16 protein-coding genes are annotated in these 16,713 nt (G+C 71.0%); 7 read left to right on the top strand and 9 right to left on the bottom strand.

The window, feature by feature from the left end:
- Window positions 1–42: 42 nt before the first annotated feature.
- Genes ACFWUQ_RS09695 through ACFWUQ_RS09685 form a run of 3 tightly spaced genes read right to left on the bottom strand, consistent with a single transcriptional unit; the run spans window position 43 to window position 3,046 of the window.
- The gene (locus tag ACFWUQ_RS09695; RefSeq protein ID WP_384535246.1) at window positions 43–393 is read right to left on the bottom strand and encodes a hypothetical protein; all 351 of its coding nucleotides are present in this window, start codon (window positions 391–393) and stop codon (window positions 43–45) included.
- Entirely contained in the window at window positions 390–800 is a 411-nt protein-coding gene (locus ACFWUQ_RS09690; protein ID WP_384535243.1) for a hypothetical protein, read from the bottom strand. Before ACFWUQ_RS09690 ends, ACFWUQ_RS09695 begins: the two co-directional genes overlap by 4 nt.
- Before the next feature lie 53 nt (window positions 801–853).
- On the bottom strand, window positions 854–3,046 hold the full coding sequence (locus ACFWUQ_RS09685) for an alpha/beta hydrolase (protein ID WP_384535241.1): 2,193 nt from the start codon (window positions 3,044–3,046) through the stop codon (window positions 854–856).
- Window positions 3,047–3,123: 77 nt separating this feature from the next.
- On the opposite strand from ACFWUQ_RS09685, the gene ACFWUQ_RS09680 reads away from it, so the two are divergent.
- A complete protein-coding gene (locus tag ACFWUQ_RS09680) occupies window positions 3,124–3,369 on the top strand; it encodes a hypothetical protein (protein WP_384535240.1) in 246 nt (81 codons plus the stop codon).
- Window positions 3,370–3,399: 30 nt separating this feature from the next.
- Here the strand turns inward: ACFWUQ_RS09680 and ACFWUQ_RS09675 are convergent, their stop codons facing one another.
- Window positions 3,400–3,921, bottom strand: coding sequence for a hypothetical protein (locus ACFWUQ_RS09675; protein ID WP_384535238.1), 522 nt, complete (start codon window positions 3,919–3,921; stop codon window positions 3,400–3,402).
- 242 nt (window positions 3,922–4,163) lie between these two features.
- Here ACFWUQ_RS09675 and ACFWUQ_RS09670 point away from each other — a divergent pair, with 242 nt between their 5' ends.
- The gene (locus ACFWUQ_RS09670) at window positions 4,164–4,424 is read left to right on the top strand and encodes a WXG100 family type VII secretion target (protein ID WP_384535236.1); all 261 of its coding nucleotides are present in this window, start codon (window positions 4,164–4,166) and stop codon (window positions 4,422–4,424) included.
- A 74-nt stretch (window positions 4,425–4,498) separates the two neighbouring features.
- On the opposite strand, the gene ACFWUQ_RS09665 is transcribed toward ACFWUQ_RS09670, so the two are convergent.
- On the bottom strand, window positions 4,499–4,762 hold the full coding sequence (locus tag ACFWUQ_RS09665; protein WP_384535234.1) for a hypothetical protein: 264 nt from the start codon (window positions 4,760–4,762) through the stop codon (window positions 4,499–4,501).
- 197 nt (window positions 4,763–4,959) lie between these two features.
- On the opposite strand from ACFWUQ_RS09665, the gene ACFWUQ_RS09660 reads away from it, so the two are divergent.
- Genes ACFWUQ_RS09660 through ACFWUQ_RS09650 form a run of 3 tightly spaced genes read left to right on the top strand, consistent with a single transcriptional unit; the run spans window position 4,960 to window position 7,196 of the window.
- Window positions 4,960–5,613: a hypothetical protein gene (locus ACFWUQ_RS09660; protein ID WP_384535231.1), complete on the top strand. Its 654-nt coding sequence runs from the start codon at window positions 4,960–4,962 to the stop codon at window positions 5,611–5,613.
- Window positions 5,601–6,632: a hypothetical protein gene (locus ACFWUQ_RS09655; RefSeq protein ID WP_384535228.1), complete on the top strand. Its 1,032-nt coding sequence runs from the start codon at window positions 5,601–5,603 to the stop codon at window positions 6,630–6,632. Before ACFWUQ_RS09660 ends, ACFWUQ_RS09655 begins: the two co-directional genes overlap by 13 nt.
- A gap of 39 nt (window positions 6,633–6,671) precedes the next feature.
- Window positions 6,672–7,196: a hypothetical protein gene (locus ACFWUQ_RS09650; RefSeq protein ID WP_384535226.1), complete on the top strand. Its 525-nt coding sequence runs from the start codon at window positions 6,672–6,674 to the stop codon at window positions 7,194–7,196.
- Window positions 7,197–7,257: 61 nt separating this feature from the next.
- On the opposite strand, the gene ACFWUQ_RS09645 is transcribed toward ACFWUQ_RS09650, so the two are convergent.
- On the bottom strand, window positions 7,258–7,986 hold the full coding sequence (locus ACFWUQ_RS09645) for a hypothetical protein (RefSeq protein WP_384535224.1): 729 nt from the start codon (window positions 7,984–7,986) through the stop codon (window positions 7,258–7,260).
- Window positions 7,987–8,069: 83 nt separating this feature from the next.
- Here ACFWUQ_RS09645 and ACFWUQ_RS09640 point away from each other — a divergent pair, with 83 nt between their 5' ends.
- Window positions 8,070–9,455, top strand: a complete 1,386-nt coding sequence (locus ACFWUQ_RS09640) for a PE-PGRS family protein (protein ID WP_384535221.1) — start codon at window positions 8,070–8,072, stop codon at window positions 9,453–9,455.
- Between the two features lie 3 nt (window positions 9,456–9,458).
- Here ACFWUQ_RS09640 and ACFWUQ_RS09635 read toward each other — a convergent pair whose 3' ends face one another.
- The 3 genes from ACFWUQ_RS09635 to ACFWUQ_RS09625 all read right to left on the bottom strand — a co-directional run bounded on the left by ACFWUQ_RS09635 (window position 9,459) and on the right by ACFWUQ_RS09625 (window position 16,090).
- Window positions 9,459–10,301, bottom strand: a complete 843-nt coding sequence (locus ACFWUQ_RS09635; protein ID WP_384535377.1) for a hypothetical protein — start codon at window positions 10,299–10,301, stop codon at window positions 9,459–9,461.
- Window positions 10,302–10,512: 211 nt separating this feature from the next.
- Window positions 10,513–14,973, bottom strand: a complete 4,461-nt coding sequence (locus tag ACFWUQ_RS09630) for an FtsK/SpoIIIE domain-containing protein (RefSeq protein WP_384535219.1) — start codon at window positions 14,971–14,973, stop codon at window positions 10,513–10,515.
- Between the two features lie 253 nt (window positions 14,974–15,226).
- Window positions 15,227–16,090: a menaquinone biosynthetic enzyme MqnA/MqnD family protein gene (locus tag ACFWUQ_RS09625; protein WP_384535217.1), complete on the bottom strand. Its 864-nt coding sequence runs from the start codon at window positions 16,088–16,090 to the stop codon at window positions 15,227–15,229.
- 238 nt (window positions 16,091–16,328) lie between these two features.
- Between ACFWUQ_RS09625 and ACFWUQ_RS09620 the strand changes: the two genes are divergently transcribed.
- A complete protein-coding gene (locus tag ACFWUQ_RS09620; RefSeq protein ID WP_384535214.1) occupies window positions 16,329–16,532 on the top strand; it encodes a cold-shock protein in 204 nt (67 codons plus the stop codon).
- Window positions 16,533–16,713: the final 181 nt, after the last annotated feature.

Genomic DNA, 16,713 nt, shown 5'->3' with positions numbered 1-16,713 from the left:
CGGGAGATTGAGCGAAGACGACCCTGGGGTCCGTACGTCGCGTCAGCGAAGCGGAGTAACGCTTCCCGTGTACGTCAGCCCTCGGGAGGCCGCGTACAGCCGGCCGCGCCCCACGCCCGCCTTGGCGATCCTGGCCGACCGGTCCTCGCTGTCCGTCGCCTCCGGGGACACCCGCCAGCCGCGGTCCGCGAGGTACTCCGTACTCGCGCGCAGCAGTGCGTCGTTGGACTGCGTCTCCTGCGGGTCCCAGCCCGCGACGCGGGCGGAGTCGGCCTCGAACTCGGCGTCCGGGAAGACGGCCTGGGGCGTGGCCCTCCTGATCGCGGCGCGGATCTCGGCGGTCAGGACGGCCCGGGCCGCCTCCATCGCCTCGTCCGGCTGCCCGCCGCTCACGCCCCGCCCTCCGGCCCCGGCTGCGGCTGCGGCTCCGGCTGCGGCTCCGCCACCGGCTCCAGCACGCCGGCGAAGGAGATCGCGGGCGGCGCCACGGCGAAGGAGCCGCTGCCGAGACCCGGCAGGACGGCGTACACCGCGGGTCCGACGGCGGGTGCGGCGGGGTCGCGCTCCGGGTCCTGGACCGTCCAGCCCGCGCCGGCCAGCGCCGTGGACACGGCGGCCGTGAGGTCCGCTCCCGACCGGGTCTCGGACTCCGCGAAGGCCGTGACAGCGACGGTCCCCGGCCCGAGGTGCGAGGGCGGGTTCACCAGGGTGGCGCCGCCGCCGAGGACCCCCTTGAGGACCGCGCCGGCCTCCTTCTCCAGCCGCTTGCGGTCCCTGACCCGTCCGTTGTCCTGCCCCATCCCAGTTCCCTCCGGTCCCGTGTGGATTTCCTGCGCGTACCCCCGCCTCGACCCTACAGACCGATGAATTTGCCCACGCCCTCCACGATGTTCTTGCCCTTGTCCAGGGCCTTGCTGCCGTGCTCGACCGTGGAGCGCGCGATGTCGCCGCCCTTGTCCACGACCGTGTTCTTCGCGTCGTTCAGACCGCCGGCGATATCCGGGACCTTGTCGTAGATCTTGTCCTTCGCCCCGTCCGCGATCTTCCAGATGTCCCCGGCGTTCTCTCCGGCCCGCCACGGCCGTACCAGGGTGTCGCCGAGCTCCACGCCGAGCCGCCCGCCGTCCCGGAACAGCCCGCCGGTCAGTTCCCTGGTGTCGTTGTAGATCCGGGCGCCGTCCCGGCCGAGCTGCGTGCCCAGCTCCCGGACGTGCCCGCCGATCTCCTCGGCCCCCTGGTCGAGGACGTCGCCGAGCTGGTTCACGTTGTTCGCGATCCGGTCGACCTCCAGCGCCTTCACGACCGGCCAGGTGACGACGTACAGCGTGTTCTGTGCCGCGATCTCCGCCGACTTCGCCGCCGCGGCCGCGATGAAGTCCGGGGCGCCCTTGTCCTTGACCGCCTTGTACGTCTCCTTGTACGCCAGGTTGCCGCCGAGGTCGTTGATCTTGCCGAACAGCTCGTCCGGCGGGAGCCGGTCCAGCATGTTGTACTTGCCGAGGACGGCGTGGACGTCCAGCAGCAGGTCCTTCGCCTCGGTCCGCCCCTCGAAGTGGTCCTGCACCGCCCCGTTGAGCTCCCCGCCCATCTTGATCACCACGTCGGGCGGGATCTTCCCGTTCAGGAACCCGACCATCTCGCGCGCCTCTGCCGCGCCGATCTGCTCGTCGTCGAGCGTGGTCCTGGTGGTCGACAGCGGCTTGGCATCACCGCCGAAGAAGATCCGGTGCATGTTGGCCAGCGAGCCGGTCTCGGAGTTGTAGTACTGCGAGTGGCCGTGCGCGCCGTCCGTCGCGAGGCGGGTGATGTCCTTGAAGTCCGCCGGGTCGTTGCCGTGGCCCTGCGTGTACGAGACCCAGTCGCCGGGTGCGCGCATCGCGTAGAACTTGGTGTTCGGCATGTTGAAGTCGGCGACCGACTTGATGTTGGGACCGAGGCCGGGGCTTCCCATGAACGTGACGTTGTCGACGTTGGTCAGTCCGCCCTGGAGGGCCTTGCTCGTCACGAGCGTCCCGTAGCTGTGGGCGAAGATGTCCAGCCCGGCGTTCGGCTTGAGGTTCACCGATATGCCCTGGCGGAACGCGTTCAGGGCCGAGCCGCCCGCGACGGCCTTGGCCGGGTCCACGGAGTCGCCCAGCTCCGGGGTGTCGTAGCCGAGCCAGCTGACGACCGCGGAGTCGGGGCGCTCGTTCCCCTTGGCGTCGGTGACCAGCTCGTATCCGCCGCTGCTGAACCCGTTGAAGTTGTCGAGGCGGTTGGTGATGCCCGGCACCCGGAACGCGACATTGTCCGCGTTCTCCAGGTCGCCGACGACCTCGGCGATCCGGCCGTCCGGGAACGGGGACGACTTGGCATCGGCGGTCGAGCCGAAGTGCGGGTCGAAGACGAGGAACTGGCGGGGCACTTCCACCGTCATCCGCTGACCCGTCTTCGGGTCGAGGTACGTCTTCTGGCGCGGGTTGAGGAAGCTGCGCAGCGTGTCCACACGCTCCTTGGTGCGCTTGTAGGCCCCGTCGGTCGGCTTGAGCGTCGCCAGGAAGGCGGCTTCCTTCGTGTACTCCGACTGGATCGTGATCCGGTTCGCCGCGAACCGGACATTGACGGGCACGCCGTCCAGGTTGCCGACCATCAGCGGGTCCGTGGAAGCGAGCGCGGCCTGCTGAGCGGGGGTGAGCGTGGCGAAGTAGTCCTTGACGGCCTGGGCGCGCTGCTGCGGCGTGCCGTTCTTCTGCGCTTCGAGAATGGCCTTCAGTTCGGTCTGGAACCTCTTGCCCGCGTCCGGGTCCCCGGCCACGCCCGGGGGCAGCCCGAAGGCGGCGAGGGAGTCGAAGGGCGATTCGGAAGGGGCCCGCAGGATGTTCGCGCGACGCCGCAGATCCTTCGCCGTGTCCCCCAGCCAGCTCGCGATCGCGGGCAGTCCGGACACGTGGCCGCCGACGTCGAGCGCGGACGCCCGGCTCTTGAGTTGGGGGATCGCCCCAGCCTTGCTGTCCAGCGATTTCGCCAGTCGGTCGAGCATCTCCGGATCCGCAAAAACCATGGCCATGGCCGCGTACTGTAGTACTGCGAACGGTTGTATGACCAGCAAATCGATCAACTCAGCACAGGAGCGGAGCGACTGACATGGGTGCGAACGACGCGGCCGATTTGCGAAAGTTGGCTGACGACCTCAGGACGCTGCTCAACGAACCCATCGAGATCGCGGCCGACCGGAACGCCAAGGCCGACGAGCGGTGGCTGGGGCCCACCGCGGAACACGTGCGCGGGGAGCTTGCCACGCGGAAGGCGCGCCTGGGCACCATGGCCGGCGAACTGGACAAGGAAGCCGCCAACCGCAAGGACAAGGCGACCGGCAACCAGCCGGACTGAACCCGCCCGGGCTGTCGGCGGGCAGCCCCCTCAGTACTTGGGGTTGCGGAGGCAGTCCGTCAGGATGTCGGCGCCGAGCTTGGGGACGACCTCGCCGGACGTCGTGGTGAACGGGTACGCCCGGACGACGACGAGACCGGAGCCCTGCTTCTTGACGTACTTGGTGACCATTCCCGAGGGGTCGGGTGTGTCGGAGCCCTCGCGCTGCTCGACCTCCCACCCGCCCCGCCCCGTGAGGTGGGTCACCACGCCGCTCGCCAGTTCCTGCGGTGTGCGGCGGTCCGACGACGGTCCGGTGAGGTCGAGTTGGTACTCGAACCGGACTTTGCTGGCGTCCTTCCCGTCCGAGAAGTCCGGGCCGCCGCAGTTCGTGCCGCCCTTCGACAGCTCGCCGGGCTCGACACCGGGCATCACCTGCCGCACCGCCTCCTGGACGCCGGGAAGCATGGCCTCCAGCGCCTCCTGGTACGTCGGCCCGCTCGCGTCGCCCTTACCCGGGCCCGGATCCGACCCGGAACCGGGCAGCGCCGAGCAACTGGAGAGCGCCGCCACCGCGAGGACGGCACACGAGATCTTCCGAATGGTTCCGATACGCAACTGTTCGTCACCGCCCTGGTTCCGTCGGTCACCGACACCCTGTGGAGGCGGTGGGAGCCCTCCTGCCCGGCCCTTGCGGCCTCAGCATAGTCACGGATGGGTGTTCGGGAGGGGGATCCTTTTCGCTTACAGTTGCGATAGCGTCCGTTGGTGCGAACGGAACGTCCGTCGTTCACAGTTACACGGGGAGGGCCGCCATGGATCGTGGCGCAGATATCAAGCAGCTCAGGGAACTGTCCAAGCTGTTCAGCCGCCGAGCGGGCGACCTGCAGACGTTGATCAGTGACCTGAACTCGTCGACGTCCGGTAGCACCGGCTACTGGAAGGGTCCGAAGTCGGACCAGTTCCGCCAGGACTGGGAGAACGCCCGCGGTACGTTCTCCAAGTGGGTCGACACCCTCAACGACGCCAGCAAGTCGGCGTCCACCAGCGCCGACAACATCGAGCGCGCCACCTGATCCGTCCTGCGGATCGGAAGTCTCACAACGACGGGGCGTCCACCTGGTTCAGGTGGACGCCCCGTCGTCGTGGGTCACGTCTTCGGTTGCTTCTGCAGCTCCGTGGCTTGATCGGAGCTCTGCTGGGCCTCCTCGCGGAGGCTCTTCGCGACCGTTCCGCACGTCGTCTTCCACGTGCTCAACTTGCCGCGCACGTCGGTGGCGTTGGGACCCTCCCAGGTCTTCATCTGCCCCGTGCTGAAGTCGCGCGGCTGGTCCATCATCTTCTCGATGTGGTCGGCGAGCGACCTCAGCGCTCCGGCGCGCTGGTTGAGCTCTTGGACCTCAGGATTACCCATGGCAGCCTCCCCCGCTGTCTCGTGGACCGGCTCAGCATATCGACGGCCCGGACTGCTCCCCACCCTCAGGCCCGGGTTGGTTTCTTACGGTTCGCGAACGGGCTCCCGGGCGTCGGGGCTGTCAGCGTGCGTGGCTACGATGCCATTGTCCGATCAACCCATGACCGATGTCGCAACAGACGTTACGGATGTCAACTATGCATGCGCGAACCCGGGTCGGCCTCGGCCTCCTTGCGGCCACGCTCTCCCTGACGATGACGGCGTGCGGCGGAGACGCCCAGCCGGCGGCGAACGACAACATCCCAGGTGTGGACGGCACGTCGTCCGCCTCCACGTCCCCCACCGCGCCCGCGCCGGCGGGTGCGGAGCGCCCGAAGATCACCCTGCCGGCGGACGTGAAGAACGTCTTCGAGGGGGCCCAGACCGGGGACCCCAAGAAGGACGAGGTGCTCGCCGACGACGCGCGGCGCGTCGACGCCGTCAGCGATGCCATCCTGAAGGGGGACCCGAGCGCGCCTGCGCTGCGGGTGTACGAGAAGGACCAGGTCCTCGTGGACACCGGTCAGTGGGTGCGGAGCTTCGTCGAGGCCGGAATGAGCTTCACCGGCACGACGAGGTACTTCGACCGACGAGTGAACCTCGTGGACGACAAGACCGCCACGCTCGTCTACTGCGCGGACGAGACCAAGGCCGTCAACACGGACCGTAAGACGGGCAAGCCGCACAAGGAGCAGTCCCAGGGCAAGGACCACTTCGTCCTGTACAACTACCGACTGGTCAAGAGCGAGAACGGCGTCTGGCAGAGCGTGACCGGCTTCTCGGAGCGGGGGGCGGCGTCATGCACCAAGTAGTCCGGCGCGACGTACTTGCCGCCTCCATAGGAGCGGTCTCCGCACTTCTTCTGGCGGTCGTTCCCTCGGCCTCCTACGCGGCCGGGCCCGGCGGGTCCAAGGGCGGCACCGGTAGCGGCGGCAAGAGCGGCCAGAACATCACGGCCACCACCAAGATCCAGGTCAGTACCCCGGGCCGGGCCGGGTCCGCCAAGACCGGGACGCTGAGCTCCGAGGACAGCAACTGGACGCCCCCGGCCTGCTGGTACGAGCCCGCCTTCTCCCCCAAGCAGATCGAGTCCACGGTCAAGGCCATCGACGGCTTGCCGCTGTTCGGAGACGCCTTCGCCTCGATCCTCAACGGGTACTACAAGGACGGCACGCCCTACAAGGACTACAACCTGGACCAAGAGGGCAAGGGCATGTTCTGGGCGTCCGTGGTCAACCCCAAGCGCAAGGACGACCCCGCGGCGACGTCCTGCGACAAGCTGCCCTTCTGGGTGCCGAACGGCCAGACCCCCGCGGAGCCCCTCGCCGTCAGCCCGCAGGTCCTCGCCGAGTACGCGTACGACGAGCTGCGCCTGCCGGACACGACGATCACCATGAAGCCGGGTGACAAGTCCACGGTGAACCTGCCCACCTGGACCTGGCTGGACAAGTCGACGTTCCGCCCGGTCTCCGTGACCGCCAGCATCCCGAACTCCGGCCTGTCGGCGACCACCACCGCCACCCCGGTGTCGCTCAGGCTCGACCCCGGCACGGCCGACGCCCGGGTCCACCCGGCGGGCGGCGTCTGCGCCATCGCCGGCGACGGCAGCATCGGCGCCCCGTTCAGTGCCGACAAGGCGAACCAGGACCCGCCCTGCGGTGTCACCTACCTCCGGTCCACGGCCGGCAAGGCCCCGCACAAGCTCCGGGCCACCGTGACCTGGAAGGTCGAGTGGAGCAGTTCCACGGGTGCGGGCGGCGCCCTCCCCAGCGGGACGTTCGGCACGAGCCAGGACGTCACGGTCCAGGAGATCCAGGCCGTCAACCGGTAGGCGCGAGCCGACCCGCCCCGAGAGGAACGAGAGAGCCGCATGTACGTCGAGAAGCTCCCGAAGACCTGGTCCGCGATCTGCATCGGCCTCTACCTGGCCGGCGTCGTCGCCATGGGCGTGGACTCGGTCCCCGAGGACACGGGGCCGTGGCTCGCCGTGTCCGCGCTGTTCCTGGTGCTCCTGCTGCCCTGCCTCGGGGTGCCGATCTCGAAGCGGGTCTACCACCGCATCCGCATCGACCCCGCGCAGGGCATCCTGCGCGTCGGCCGTGAGCGGTACCCCCTGGACGCCATCCACCCGGGGTCCGTCCAGGTGGCGCTCCAGCAGGCGGTTCCCGGGATAGCCACCCGCTACGCCGTATCGGCGTCGACCATCGACGGGATCCCCGGCCTGCGGGAGACGGAGTGGAACGAACCGCGGCTGGTCGGCGGCGGCTGGGCCGTTCCGATGGGCATGGACACCGTGGTGCTCACCACTCGCGACGGCAGGGGCCTCAGGATCGCCACGCACGACCGTACGGGGTTCCTGACCGCCCTGGCCAAGGCCACCGGCGTCGCCTACTAGACCGCGCCGCCGAGCGGTGGACGGAGCCGGCCCCCGGCCCTCCGCCGCTCGGCACGCGGGACTATGTCGTCTCCGCCGGCTTGCGGTTGCCGTCGCGCAGGACTGCCAGGGCGAAGCCCAGCCGCCGGTCCAGCCACGGCGCCTGGACGGTGTACCAGCGCGCGTTGAACTGGCTCTCCGACGTGATCACCGTGGTGTCCCCGGACCGCCAGGCGGCCGGCTTGGGCGGGGGAACGTCGCCGCCCTCGCTGGAACCTCCCATCGTGACCACCGACTCCAGCACCAGGTACGGGACCTTGACCACCTGGAAGGCGGCGCGTCCGCCGACGTCCGAGGCCGTGCCCTCGGCCCAGTGGTACCGGGCCGCGATCTCGGGATGGCCGGGGGCCTCCAGCCACCAGCCGTGCTGGATCGACCGCTTGGCGACCGGGGTGCGGACCACCGCCCCCACCTCGCCGCCCTCCGCGTCGCTCACCCGGTACCGGCCCGAGGCCTTCGCGTCCGGCAGGACCGAGCACACCGGGGAACCCGCCGCGTCGGGGGTCGCGTACAGCCGGAACCCCTTCGCCCGCGGCGGAGCCTGCGGCTCGACCGGGACCACGTACAGGAACGGGGTCCGCTCCACGTCACCCGCCACCCAGCTGAAGGCGCGCACGGCCAGCGGGCCCTCGCCGCGCTTCGCCGCCCGCACGGCGCTCCGCGTGACCGTTCCGACCGTGAAGGTGGAAATCCGCTCCCACGGCCCCGGATCGACAGCGGGCCGCGCCTGCTTCTTCTTCCCGAACACCATGCGATTCCCTCCTGTTGAGCCCCGGCGGCCCATCCTGCCGCATACGATCAATTGATCGACAGCATGTTCTCGGGGGAGGCTCCATGCGACAGGCGAATCCGGACGACCTGGATCAGCTGGCGAAGCTGATCGACGGCCGGGGAGGCTTACGGGACAAGGTGGACGAGGCGTTCACACGGGCAACCTCGCTGGGCGTGACGAGCAAGCTCGGAGCCCTCAAACCGCTGCGCGCCTGGGCGAACGACACCGCGCCCGACCTCCGCAAGCGGGCCACCATCGCCCGCCTGGAGGACGGTGACCCGCAGGCCGGCCTGCTGTGGGCCGGTTTCTCGCCGGAGGAGCTGGCGAACTACAAGGGCGACGGTCTGACGCCCGACGTGTTCCTGCTGGCCAACTCGGTGGCCGCCAGCGACGATCCGAAGGCGTACGACTTCAAGCGCAGGCCCGACGAGTCCGTCCACGACTACCTCGAACGGCTCACGGCGCACGCCCTGGAACAGATACCCGGCATGCCGCTGCACGAGGAGACGATCGCCACGCTGGTGGGTCTTTTCGGCGACTGGCACAGCGTCGCCCTGGCCGCCGGCGTGGTGAGCATCTCGGGTACGTCGCTGACCCGCGTGCTGATCGGCAACCACGTGAACACCACCTCCGGCAGGGCGTTGCGGATCCGGATCGGCGCCATGCTGCGGTCGTCGGGCGTCGGCCTCGTCCGCTGGAGCGGCAACAAGTTCGTCAAATGGACCCCTCCCATCCGGTCCGTGTCCGCGCCGGGCAGCTGGATGCCCTCGCGGCTCGGCGGTCTCTTCGCGAACAGCGCCGCCTACCAGGACGCGGCGCGCGTCCCGGGCACCACGAACGTGCGGGGCGACCTGCTCGGCATGGGCTGGGACCGCTTCCGCGCGTCGCCCGTCGTGGGTACCAAGGTCAACGCCGCCATCGACTTCGTCGTCGGCTCCGACACGGCCGCCAAGGTGTTCGGCGGGACGACCCACTCCGGGCAGGCGGTGACCCGCGCCGGCCAGGCGAACCTGTTCCGCGTCGCCGGGAACGCGGCCGCGCTCCAGCGCGGTGTGAACGCCGTCCCCGGCGCGCCCGCCGGTTCGCCGTTCCGCGCGGGCCTGGGAGCGGCCGCGAAGACCGCGGGCCTCCTGCGCGGCGCGAGCGTGGTCGGTGGTGTGGCGGCGACCGGGTTCAGTCTGTGGAACGCCGTCGACAAGGACCACGGCCAGGCCTGGAAGGAGAACAAGGCCAAGTACATCGGCGACTGGGCCGAGGTCGGCTTCAACGCCTCGCTGACCGCCGCGATGATCGCCCCGACCCCCATCACGATCGGCGCGGCGGTGGTGACAGGCGTCATCTACGGAGGCGCGAAGATCGTCGAGAACTGGCCCGCGATCAAGGACGGCGCGAAGAAGGCCGCGGACTGGACCGGGAAGAAGCTGAAGAGACTGAACCCGTTCGACTAGCGTTCACTGCCCCAGGTACAGGTCTTCCTTGTCCGGCAGCAGGTCCGTCAGCTTCTCCCAGACCTCGCCGGGCGTGGACCGGACGACCCGCAGCGGGCTGGCCGGCGTGACCTGGCCCGGCATGATCGGCTCCTCGGGGGCCTCCCGGATCCAGTACCCCAGCGGGCCGCAGTCCCATGCGGCCAGGGCCCGGACCATGGTGGCGCGTTCGCCCTCGTGGCGGCCGTCCCAGGCGGTGGTCACCCGCCAGGTCGCGTTCAGGGCGAGGACCAGGTCCAGGAACTGCTCCAGGGCCGGGCCGGTCAGCCCGGGGTCCGCGCCGGTCGCCGCCCCGCGCGCCGCGACCCGGACGGCCTCCTCACCGCCGGCCGCCGCCGTCTCGTTGAGCGCCGTGAACACCGCGTCCAGGGTGCCCATCGTCGTCTCGACCCGGGTGATCTCGGGAATCGCCGCGTCCCGCTCACCGCGCCGCAGGTTGATCTTGCGCGACAGCTCCCACACGAGCATGCCGGGCTCGACCGGTACGTACTCCGCCTCGTCCTCGCCGGGCCACGAGTCGAAGGACACGACCGCCTCGGGACCCACCACGATCCCGTGGTCGACAGGTCCGTGCTCCCCGGTGATCTCGACCTGGACCATCGTCAGCGGATGCGCCAGGGTGTCCAGCAACTCCCGCAACAGGGGTGCCAGTTCCCCCTCGGATCCGACGAGGCCGACCTCCTGGAGCTCGCCCATGGACGGCGTCAGCTCCTCCGGCGGGGTCTCGCCGTCCACCAGGTGGGCCAGGACGCCGAGGTGCCGGTCGGCGAGGCGGAAGCGGGCGCGGGAACTGTCGTACGAGGGCATCGCGCGGCTCACTTCTGCCTGGTGGGGACGGGGTCGGCTTCCTCGCGGGCCCGGAGGGCCCCGTCGTGGGGCACCCGCCCCCGGGCGTGCACCCGTACGTCCGTTCTCTGCATCGCAGCCTCCCCCGCTGTCGCGCCGTGACGGGATCAGCATACGAACGGACCGGGGCGCCCGTGCGGGGTTCCGCCCGCGCGCCCCGGCCGCGGCCGGGTCAGCCCCGCATCACGCCCTGCACCGGCATGAACGATCCGCCGGACGCGAGCAGGCCGCTGCCCGCCGAGCCGCCGCCCGTGTTCGACGGCAGGCGCAGGCCGAACATCTCGCCGTCCTGCGAGCTCTGCGGGGTCAGCAGCAGTCCGTTGCGGGACTTGCGCGCCGCGGTCACATAACCCCGGTACTGCGAGTTCAGCGCGTCCGTCGTACCGGCCGTCAGGAGGCCGAGGCCGCCGTCCGCGCCCTTGCGCAGCAGGGCCTCCAGCGCCTCGTCGAGCCGCGTGTCGTAGAGCAGTTCGGCATCGTCGGCGACGACCACATACGGGCGCCCCTCCGCCAGCTCCACCAGGTCGGACAGGTCGTCCTCGCGGCTCTCCGCGTTCAGGAGGCCCAGGACGCCGGGCCGCCCCTCCAGCTCCCGCAGCGGCGAGCGCCTCGGGGTGATCAGGATCAGCGGGGTGCCGGCCGCCAGCAGGGACTCCGACGCGCACACCAGGGCGGTCGAGCGGCCCGACTTCGGGGGGCCGGCGATGACGAAGCCCGGGCCGGCCTCCTCCAGGTCGATGCCGAGCGGCGCCAGTTCGTCGCCGCCCACCGCGAGCAGGGCCCACAGCGGCGACGGCGGGGTGAAGTCCGGGTCCAGGGCCAGCGCCTCCGCCGCGGTGATCCGCGGCGGCAGGGCGTCGACGCGCATCGGGCGGCGGTGCGCGGGGACCCGGCCGTACCGGGCGTGCACCTCCTCCGCGATCTCGCGCAGCCTGCGCACCTGGGTCTGGCCCGACGGGTCCGGGTCGAGCAGCGCCATCTGCGTCTCGTCGATGCCGGTGTCGGTGATGCGCAGCGCGCGTCCCGGGCCCATGTTCTTCGGGACCTCGCGGGGGTGGATGCCGGCCACGGCGTAGTCGTTGGGGTCGGCGAAGCGCAGGATGAGGCGGTCCACGAAGGCGGAGGCCACCATGCCGCTGAGGCCGCTGCGGTCGGCGGTCATGACGACCTTGAGGCCGACCGCCGAGCCCTCGCGGAAGATGCGCTGCATCATCTCGATCAGCTGGCCGTAGTTGTAGGCCTCGAAGGCGCCGACGAAGCCCTCCCAGCTGTCCAGGAGCAGGACCATCCACGGCAGGCGGTCCTGCGGCGCGGCGGCCGCGCGCTGTTCGGCGGCGCTCGACGCGCCCTCCATCGCGAGCAGCTGCTGGCGCCTGCCGATCTCGCCCAGCAGGCGTTCGATGAGCCGCCGCACCCGGTCGGGCTCGTCGCGGTTGACCACGGCGCCGACGTGCGGGAGGCGTACGAGGGGCAGCAGGGCGTTCGATCCGCAGTCGATGCCGTACACGTGGACCTCGGCCGGGTCGCTGCCGCGGGCCAGCGCGCCGGCCAGGGTGCGCAGCGCGGTGGACCGGCCCGAGCGGGCGCCGCCGGCCAGCATGGTGTGCTCGCCGCCCACCAGGTCGAGGGCGAAGGCCGCGCGGGCCTGCTGCGCCGGGAGGTCGGTGAGCGCGTAGCCGATCGGCGGGACCTCGCCCGGCGCGTGCCGGCCGTCCGTCGGGGGCAGGTCCTCCAGGGTGACCTGCTCGGGCAGCGGGTCCAGCCACGGGCTGCGCGGCGGCGGGAAGCCCATCGCGTCCGAGCCGGACCGGACGGCGTCGACGAGCACGGCGAGGTCGGTGACCATCGTGCCGTCGTCGTTCGCGTCGGCCGCCCGGGGCAGGGGGCGGCTGTACGAGTTCCAGGTGAGGGGGATCAGGCTCGCCTTCGGGCCGCTGTTCCCGGTGGCGGGGCGCCGGCCGCCGATCCGGGCGGACTGCACGCCCACGAGGGACTGCGCGCCGGACCGCACGAAGGCGCGGCCCGGGGTCGACTTGGCGATGGCGCCGGCGTCCGAGGCGTCGATGACGTCCTGGGACTCGGTGCCGTCGGTCACGCGCAGCGCGATGCGCAGGTTGGTGTTGGCGCGGATGTCGGCGCTGACCACACCGGCGGGGCGCTGGGTGGCGAGGATCAGGTGGACGCCGAGTGAACGACCCCGTCGGGCGATGTCGACGAGCCCGGCGATGAAGTCGGGGAGTTCGGCGACCAGGGAGGCGAACTCGTCGATGACCAGCACCAGGCGGGGCATCGGCTCCAGTTCGGGGCGCAGCTTGCGGGTGTCGTTGTAGTCCTCGATGTCCTTGGTGCCGGCGTTGAAGAGGATCGTCTCGCGGTGGTGGAGCTCGGCGGCGAGTGAGGCGAGGGCGCGTTCGGTGAGGTGGGCGTCGAGGTCGCTGACCATGCCGACGGTGTGCGGGAGGCGGGCGCAGTCCATGAAGGCGCTGCCGCCCTTGTAGTCGATGAGGACGAAGTTGAGGGCGTCCGGGCGGTTGGCCACGGCCAGCGACGCGATGATCGTCTGGAGCAGCTCGGACTTGCCCGCGCCGGTGGTGCCGGCGACCAGCGCGTGCGGGCCGTCCCGCCGGATGTCGAGGGTGAACGTTCCGTCGGCGGCGACGCCGATGGGGGCGGCGGTCGTCGAACCGCCGGCCCGCCAGATCCGCTCGATGTCGGTGCCCGTCGGGTCGGGCATGCCGAGGAGGTTCAGCAGCCGGGCCGCCGTCGGCAGCGCGCCGCCCGCGTCGTCCCGGCTCACGTCGCGCACCGGCGCGAGGGAGCGGGCGAGCAGCTCGCACCAGTCGGCGGTGACCTGGTCGGCCAGGACCTCGCCGAGGGCTTCCAGGCCGCCGCCGCGCAGCCGCACCCGGGTCGGCGACTCGTAGGTCCAGGCGACGGCCGCGGCGCACTCCTCGGGCAGGACCCGCTCGTCCTCGTCGACGCAGAGCGCGAAGATGCCGTAGCCCGGCCCCTCCTGGAGCAGTTGGGGCACGCCGGGGACCCGGCGCAGCAGCCGGGCGCCGTCGAGCACGAGTACGACGAACGGTTCGGGGGCCATGCCGCCGCTGAGGGAGCTGTGGTCCTCGCGGGCGGCCTTGCGCCGGGCCAGCTCGTTGAGGAGCTCGTTCACGCGCTTGGCGATGGACTCGGAGTCGGATCCGACGAGCGCGACGCAGTCCTGGCCGAGCTGGGGCGTGGCGTGCGGGAGCCAGTGGGCCCACGCCCAGTCGGCGCCCGCCTCGCGGACGGACGAGAGGACGACCAGGGACAGGTCACGGGGGCTGTGCAGCACGGCGGCCTGTACGGCGAGCCAGCGCACGGTGGACAGGGCGCGGGGGCGGTCGCCCGCGACGCCGATGACGCCGAGCTCGGCGAAGGGCAGGGTGACCGGTACGTCGGCCAGCAGCGGCGGTTCCGGCTTGTCCTCGGCGTATCCGCCGCGGGCCATGGCCAGGTCCACGTCGGCGGGCAGGGCGCCGACGCCGACGCGCAGCTGGAGCGCGTCCACATCGGTGATCCGGCGCTCCCAGAGGCGGCGGCGCGGTCCGGTGGCGAACAGCAGGACCTGCGCGGGGTCGGGGCTGTCGGCCCGGCGGTGCTGCTGGTCCTGCTTGCCCAGGCGGAGCAGCTCGGCCTCGAAGGCGGCGAGGTCCTTCTTGTACTGCTTGAGGGAGCTCTTGTTCTTCTTCTTGCCCTCGCGGTTGTCGCTGATCCACTGCCCGAGCATCATGATCGGGGTCATGGCGCAGAAGAGCAGCATGTAGATCTGCTTGGTGACGGCGAACATCACCAGACCGAAGATCATCGGGGTGAAGGCCGCGATCAGCTGGAAGCGGGCCCGCTCCGACTTCGACGGCAGGACGGGGACGACCACCCGCGGCCGGGGCCGCAGCGGCGACAGCCGGGGCGGGCGGTTGTAGGCGAGTCCGCCCTCGCCGGTGGCGGACAGGTGGGCGTCGGGCTCGGTGACGTGGTCGAGCACGAACAGCGATTCCCCGGCCCGCAGTACGGCGCCCAGCGGCCAGGGCGTCTCGCCCTGCACCTCCTCGTCGTCGAGCAGGAGCCCTGTCGTGTGCTCGGTCTGCTGCGTCTGGAGGGTGGCGTTCCCCTTGACGTCGACGGTCACGCGCGCGGCGACGGGCGCCAGCCCGCCGTCCGGCACCGCGACCGTGCAGGCGGGGGCGGAGCCTATGGTGGCCGCGCCGACGCCCAGGCGCACCACGCGGCCGGAGGCCGGGCCGGCGGCGATGCGCAGTTCGTAGCGCCCGGCCGGTTCGCCGCGGCGCAGCAGCGGGCCGATCGCGTCGTCGACGGAGACCCGCATGCCGTCGCGCAGGATCTGGGCGACCGGTGTCCCCGGCTCGCAGCGGTACCCGTCGGCCCACAGGGCCGGGCCGGTCGGCGCCTGCCGCGCGAACCCGGCGTGCAGCGGTACGACCACCTCCCGGGCGCCGGCGGTCCGGGCGGGGCGGGCGCCGTCGAAGGCCGAGGCCACCGCCTGCGCCACATCGCCCGCCGTCGCCGTCTCGTCCGCGTCGATCACGACGTCCTGCGGGGCTGTGCCCCCGTGTACGACCGTCACCAGGACTCGCATGACCTGTCCCCTCACCCTCGGCGCGTGCCGCGCCGCCGCCCACCGTGTCCTCGCTGATCAACCGAGGCTAGTCGCTGGGCGGGGAGCCGGGAACAGCCGCCCCCGGCCTTCCCGGCCATTCCCGCGGGCATTCGGGCGCGGGGACGCCGGAAGACGAAAGGAGCGCCAATTCCCGGGATACGACATATTCGCCCGTGCCGGACGATTGGGGCCACCGCCGGATAAACAAGGAACCGCTTGCGGGTAAACCCGGTCAGTGCTCCGGGACGGCCGCCCGCAGGAGCTCCACGGAGACATCCGCGGGGTACCCCGTCGTCGGTCCCGTGCGGCGCGCGAATTCCCGTACGCCGGCCAGCTGGTCGGGTCCGAAGCGGAAGTCGAGGGTGGTGAAGTAGCGCTCCAGGAGCTCGGCGTCGAAGGCCTCCCAGCGGGCCGCCTGCTCCGCGACCTTGGCGACTTCCTCCAGGGACACGTCCCGGGAGGCGAGGAAGGCCTCGTGGACCTTCTGCACCACGGCGGGCTCGCGGGCGAGGTAGTCCTTGCGGGCGGCCCAGACGGCGAAGACGAACGGCAGCCCGGTCCACTCCTTCCACATCAGCCCGAGGTCGTGCACGGTCAGGCCGAGCCGGGGGGCGTCGTGCAGGGAGGCGCGCAGCGCGGCGTCGCCGATCAGTACCGCGGCGTCGGCCTCCTGCATCATCAGACCGAGGTCCGGCGGGCAGGTGTAGTAGTCCGGCTCGACGCCGTACTTCTCGGAAAGCAGCAGCTGGGCGAGGCGTACCGAGGTCCGGGAGGTCGAACCGAGGGCGACGCGGGCGCCGTCGAGCCGCTCCAGCGGAACCTGCGAGACGATCACGCAGGACATCACCGGACCGTCGCAGCCGACCGCGAGGTCGGGGAAGGCGACGAGCTCGTCCGCGTTGCGGAGGAACTCCACGAGGGTGATCGGCGCGATGTCCAGCTCGCCCTGGACGAGGCGCTCGCTGAGCTTCTCGGGGGTGTCCTTGGTCAGCTCCAGGTCCAGCAGGGTGCCGGTTCGGGCCAGCCCCCAGTAGAGGGGCAGGCAGTTCAGGAACTGGATGTGGCCGACGCGGGGCCGGCTGCGGTAGACGTCCACATCGCGAGACTAACCCCCGGCTCGGCGTCAGCGTTCGGACGGGTCTCAAACGTCCGAGTGACGTGATCTTCACCTCTGGCCCGACCCCTGGGGTGCGTGCTAGGCTCGTCCGCAAGTTGCAGTTCGGTTTCCCTTGCAGTACGAGGCCTGCGGAGAATGTGACCCGCAGGCTTTTGTAGTTTTCAGACTTCTTAGCAGGTTCTGGAGCAGGGCGACCCTTTGGCCCATAGGAGGGCTCATGGCTACCGGAACCGTGAAGTGGTTCAACGCTGAAAAGGGCTTCGGCTTCATCGCCCAGGACGGCGGCGGCCCGGATGTCTTCGTCCACTACTCCGCGATCAACGCCAATGGTTTCCGCTCCCTGGAGGAGAACCAGACGGTGAACTTCGACGTCACGCAGGGTCCGAAGGGCCCGCAGGCGGAGAACGTCACCCCGGCCTAGTCGCCTGGGCCAACCTAATCGCGGTTGGATAGCAGTACCCAAGGAGCCCCGTCCCCTCTGCGCGAGCAGAACGGCGGGGCTCCTGCCTTTTCCCTCCCGGGTGGGGTGGGGGCGGGCAGTGCTGAGGCCCCGGGCCCCCTTTACAAGCTGCCCGGGGCTGTCAATTAAAAACAACACCGAG

This window comes from Streptomyces sp. NPDC058662 (assembly GCF_042716255.1).
In the GTDB taxonomy this organism is placed as follows: domain Bacteria; phylum Actinomycetota; class Actinomycetes; order Streptomycetales; family Streptomycetaceae; genus Streptomyces.
Note: the sequence above shows the minus strand (reverse complement) of the source record. Positions and strands in the feature narration are given on the sequence as shown.

What these genes read in the sequence shown, in the direction of transcription:
- ACFWUQ_RS09630 (WP_384535219.1), bottom strand. Translation starts at nt 14,973, where the DNA reads ATGCGAGTCCTGGTGACGGTCGTACACGGGGGCACAGCCCCGCAGGAC.
- ACFWUQ_RS09690 (WP_384535243.1), bottom strand. Translation starts at nt 800, where the DNA reads ATGGGGCAGGACAACGGACGGGTCAGGGACCGCAAGCGGCTGGAGAAG.
- ACFWUQ_RS09635 (WP_384535377.1), bottom strand. Translation starts at nt 10,301, where the DNA reads ATGCCCTCGTACGACAGTTCCCGCGCCCGCTTCCGCCTCGCCGACCGG.
- ACFWUQ_RS09670 (WP_384535236.1), top strand. Translation starts at nt 4,164, where the DNA reads ATGGATCGTGGCGCAGATATCAAGCAGCTCAGGGAACTGTCCAAGCTG.
- ACFWUQ_RS09645 (WP_384535224.1), bottom strand. Translation starts at nt 7,986, where the DNA reads ATGGTGTTCGGGAAGAAGAAGCAGGCGCGGCCCGCTGTCGATCCGGGG.
- ACFWUQ_RS09665 (WP_384535234.1), bottom strand. Translation starts at nt 4,762, where the DNA reads ATGGGTAATCCTGAGGTCCAAGAGCTCAACCAGCGCGCCGGAGCGCTG.
- ACFWUQ_RS09655 (WP_384535228.1), top strand. Translation starts at nt 5,601, where the DNA reads ATGCACCAAGTAGTCCGGCGCGACGTACTTGCCGCCTCCATAGGAGCG.
- ACFWUQ_RS09640 (WP_384535221.1), top strand. Translation starts at nt 8,070, where the DNA reads ATGCGACAGGCGAATCCGGACGACCTGGATCAGCTGGCGAAGCTGATC.
- ACFWUQ_RS09620 (WP_384535214.1), top strand. Translation starts at nt 16,329, where the DNA reads ATGGCTACCGGAACCGTGAAGTGGTTCAACGCTGAAAAGGGCTTCGGC.
- ACFWUQ_RS09680 (WP_384535240.1), top strand. Translation starts at nt 3,124, where the DNA reads ATGGGTGCGAACGACGCGGCCGATTTGCGAAAGTTGGCTGACGACCTC.
- ACFWUQ_RS09660 (WP_384535231.1), top strand. Translation starts at nt 4,960, where the DNA reads ATGCATGCGCGAACCCGGGTCGGCCTCGGCCTCCTTGCGGCCACGCTC.
- ACFWUQ_RS09685 (WP_384535241.1), bottom strand. Translation starts at nt 3,046, where the DNA reads ATGGCCATGGTTTTTGCGGATCCGGAGATGCTCGACCGACTGGCGAAA.
- ACFWUQ_RS09650 (WP_384535226.1), top strand. Translation starts at nt 6,672, where the DNA reads ATGTACGTCGAGAAGCTCCCGAAGACCTGGTCCGCGATCTGCATCGGC.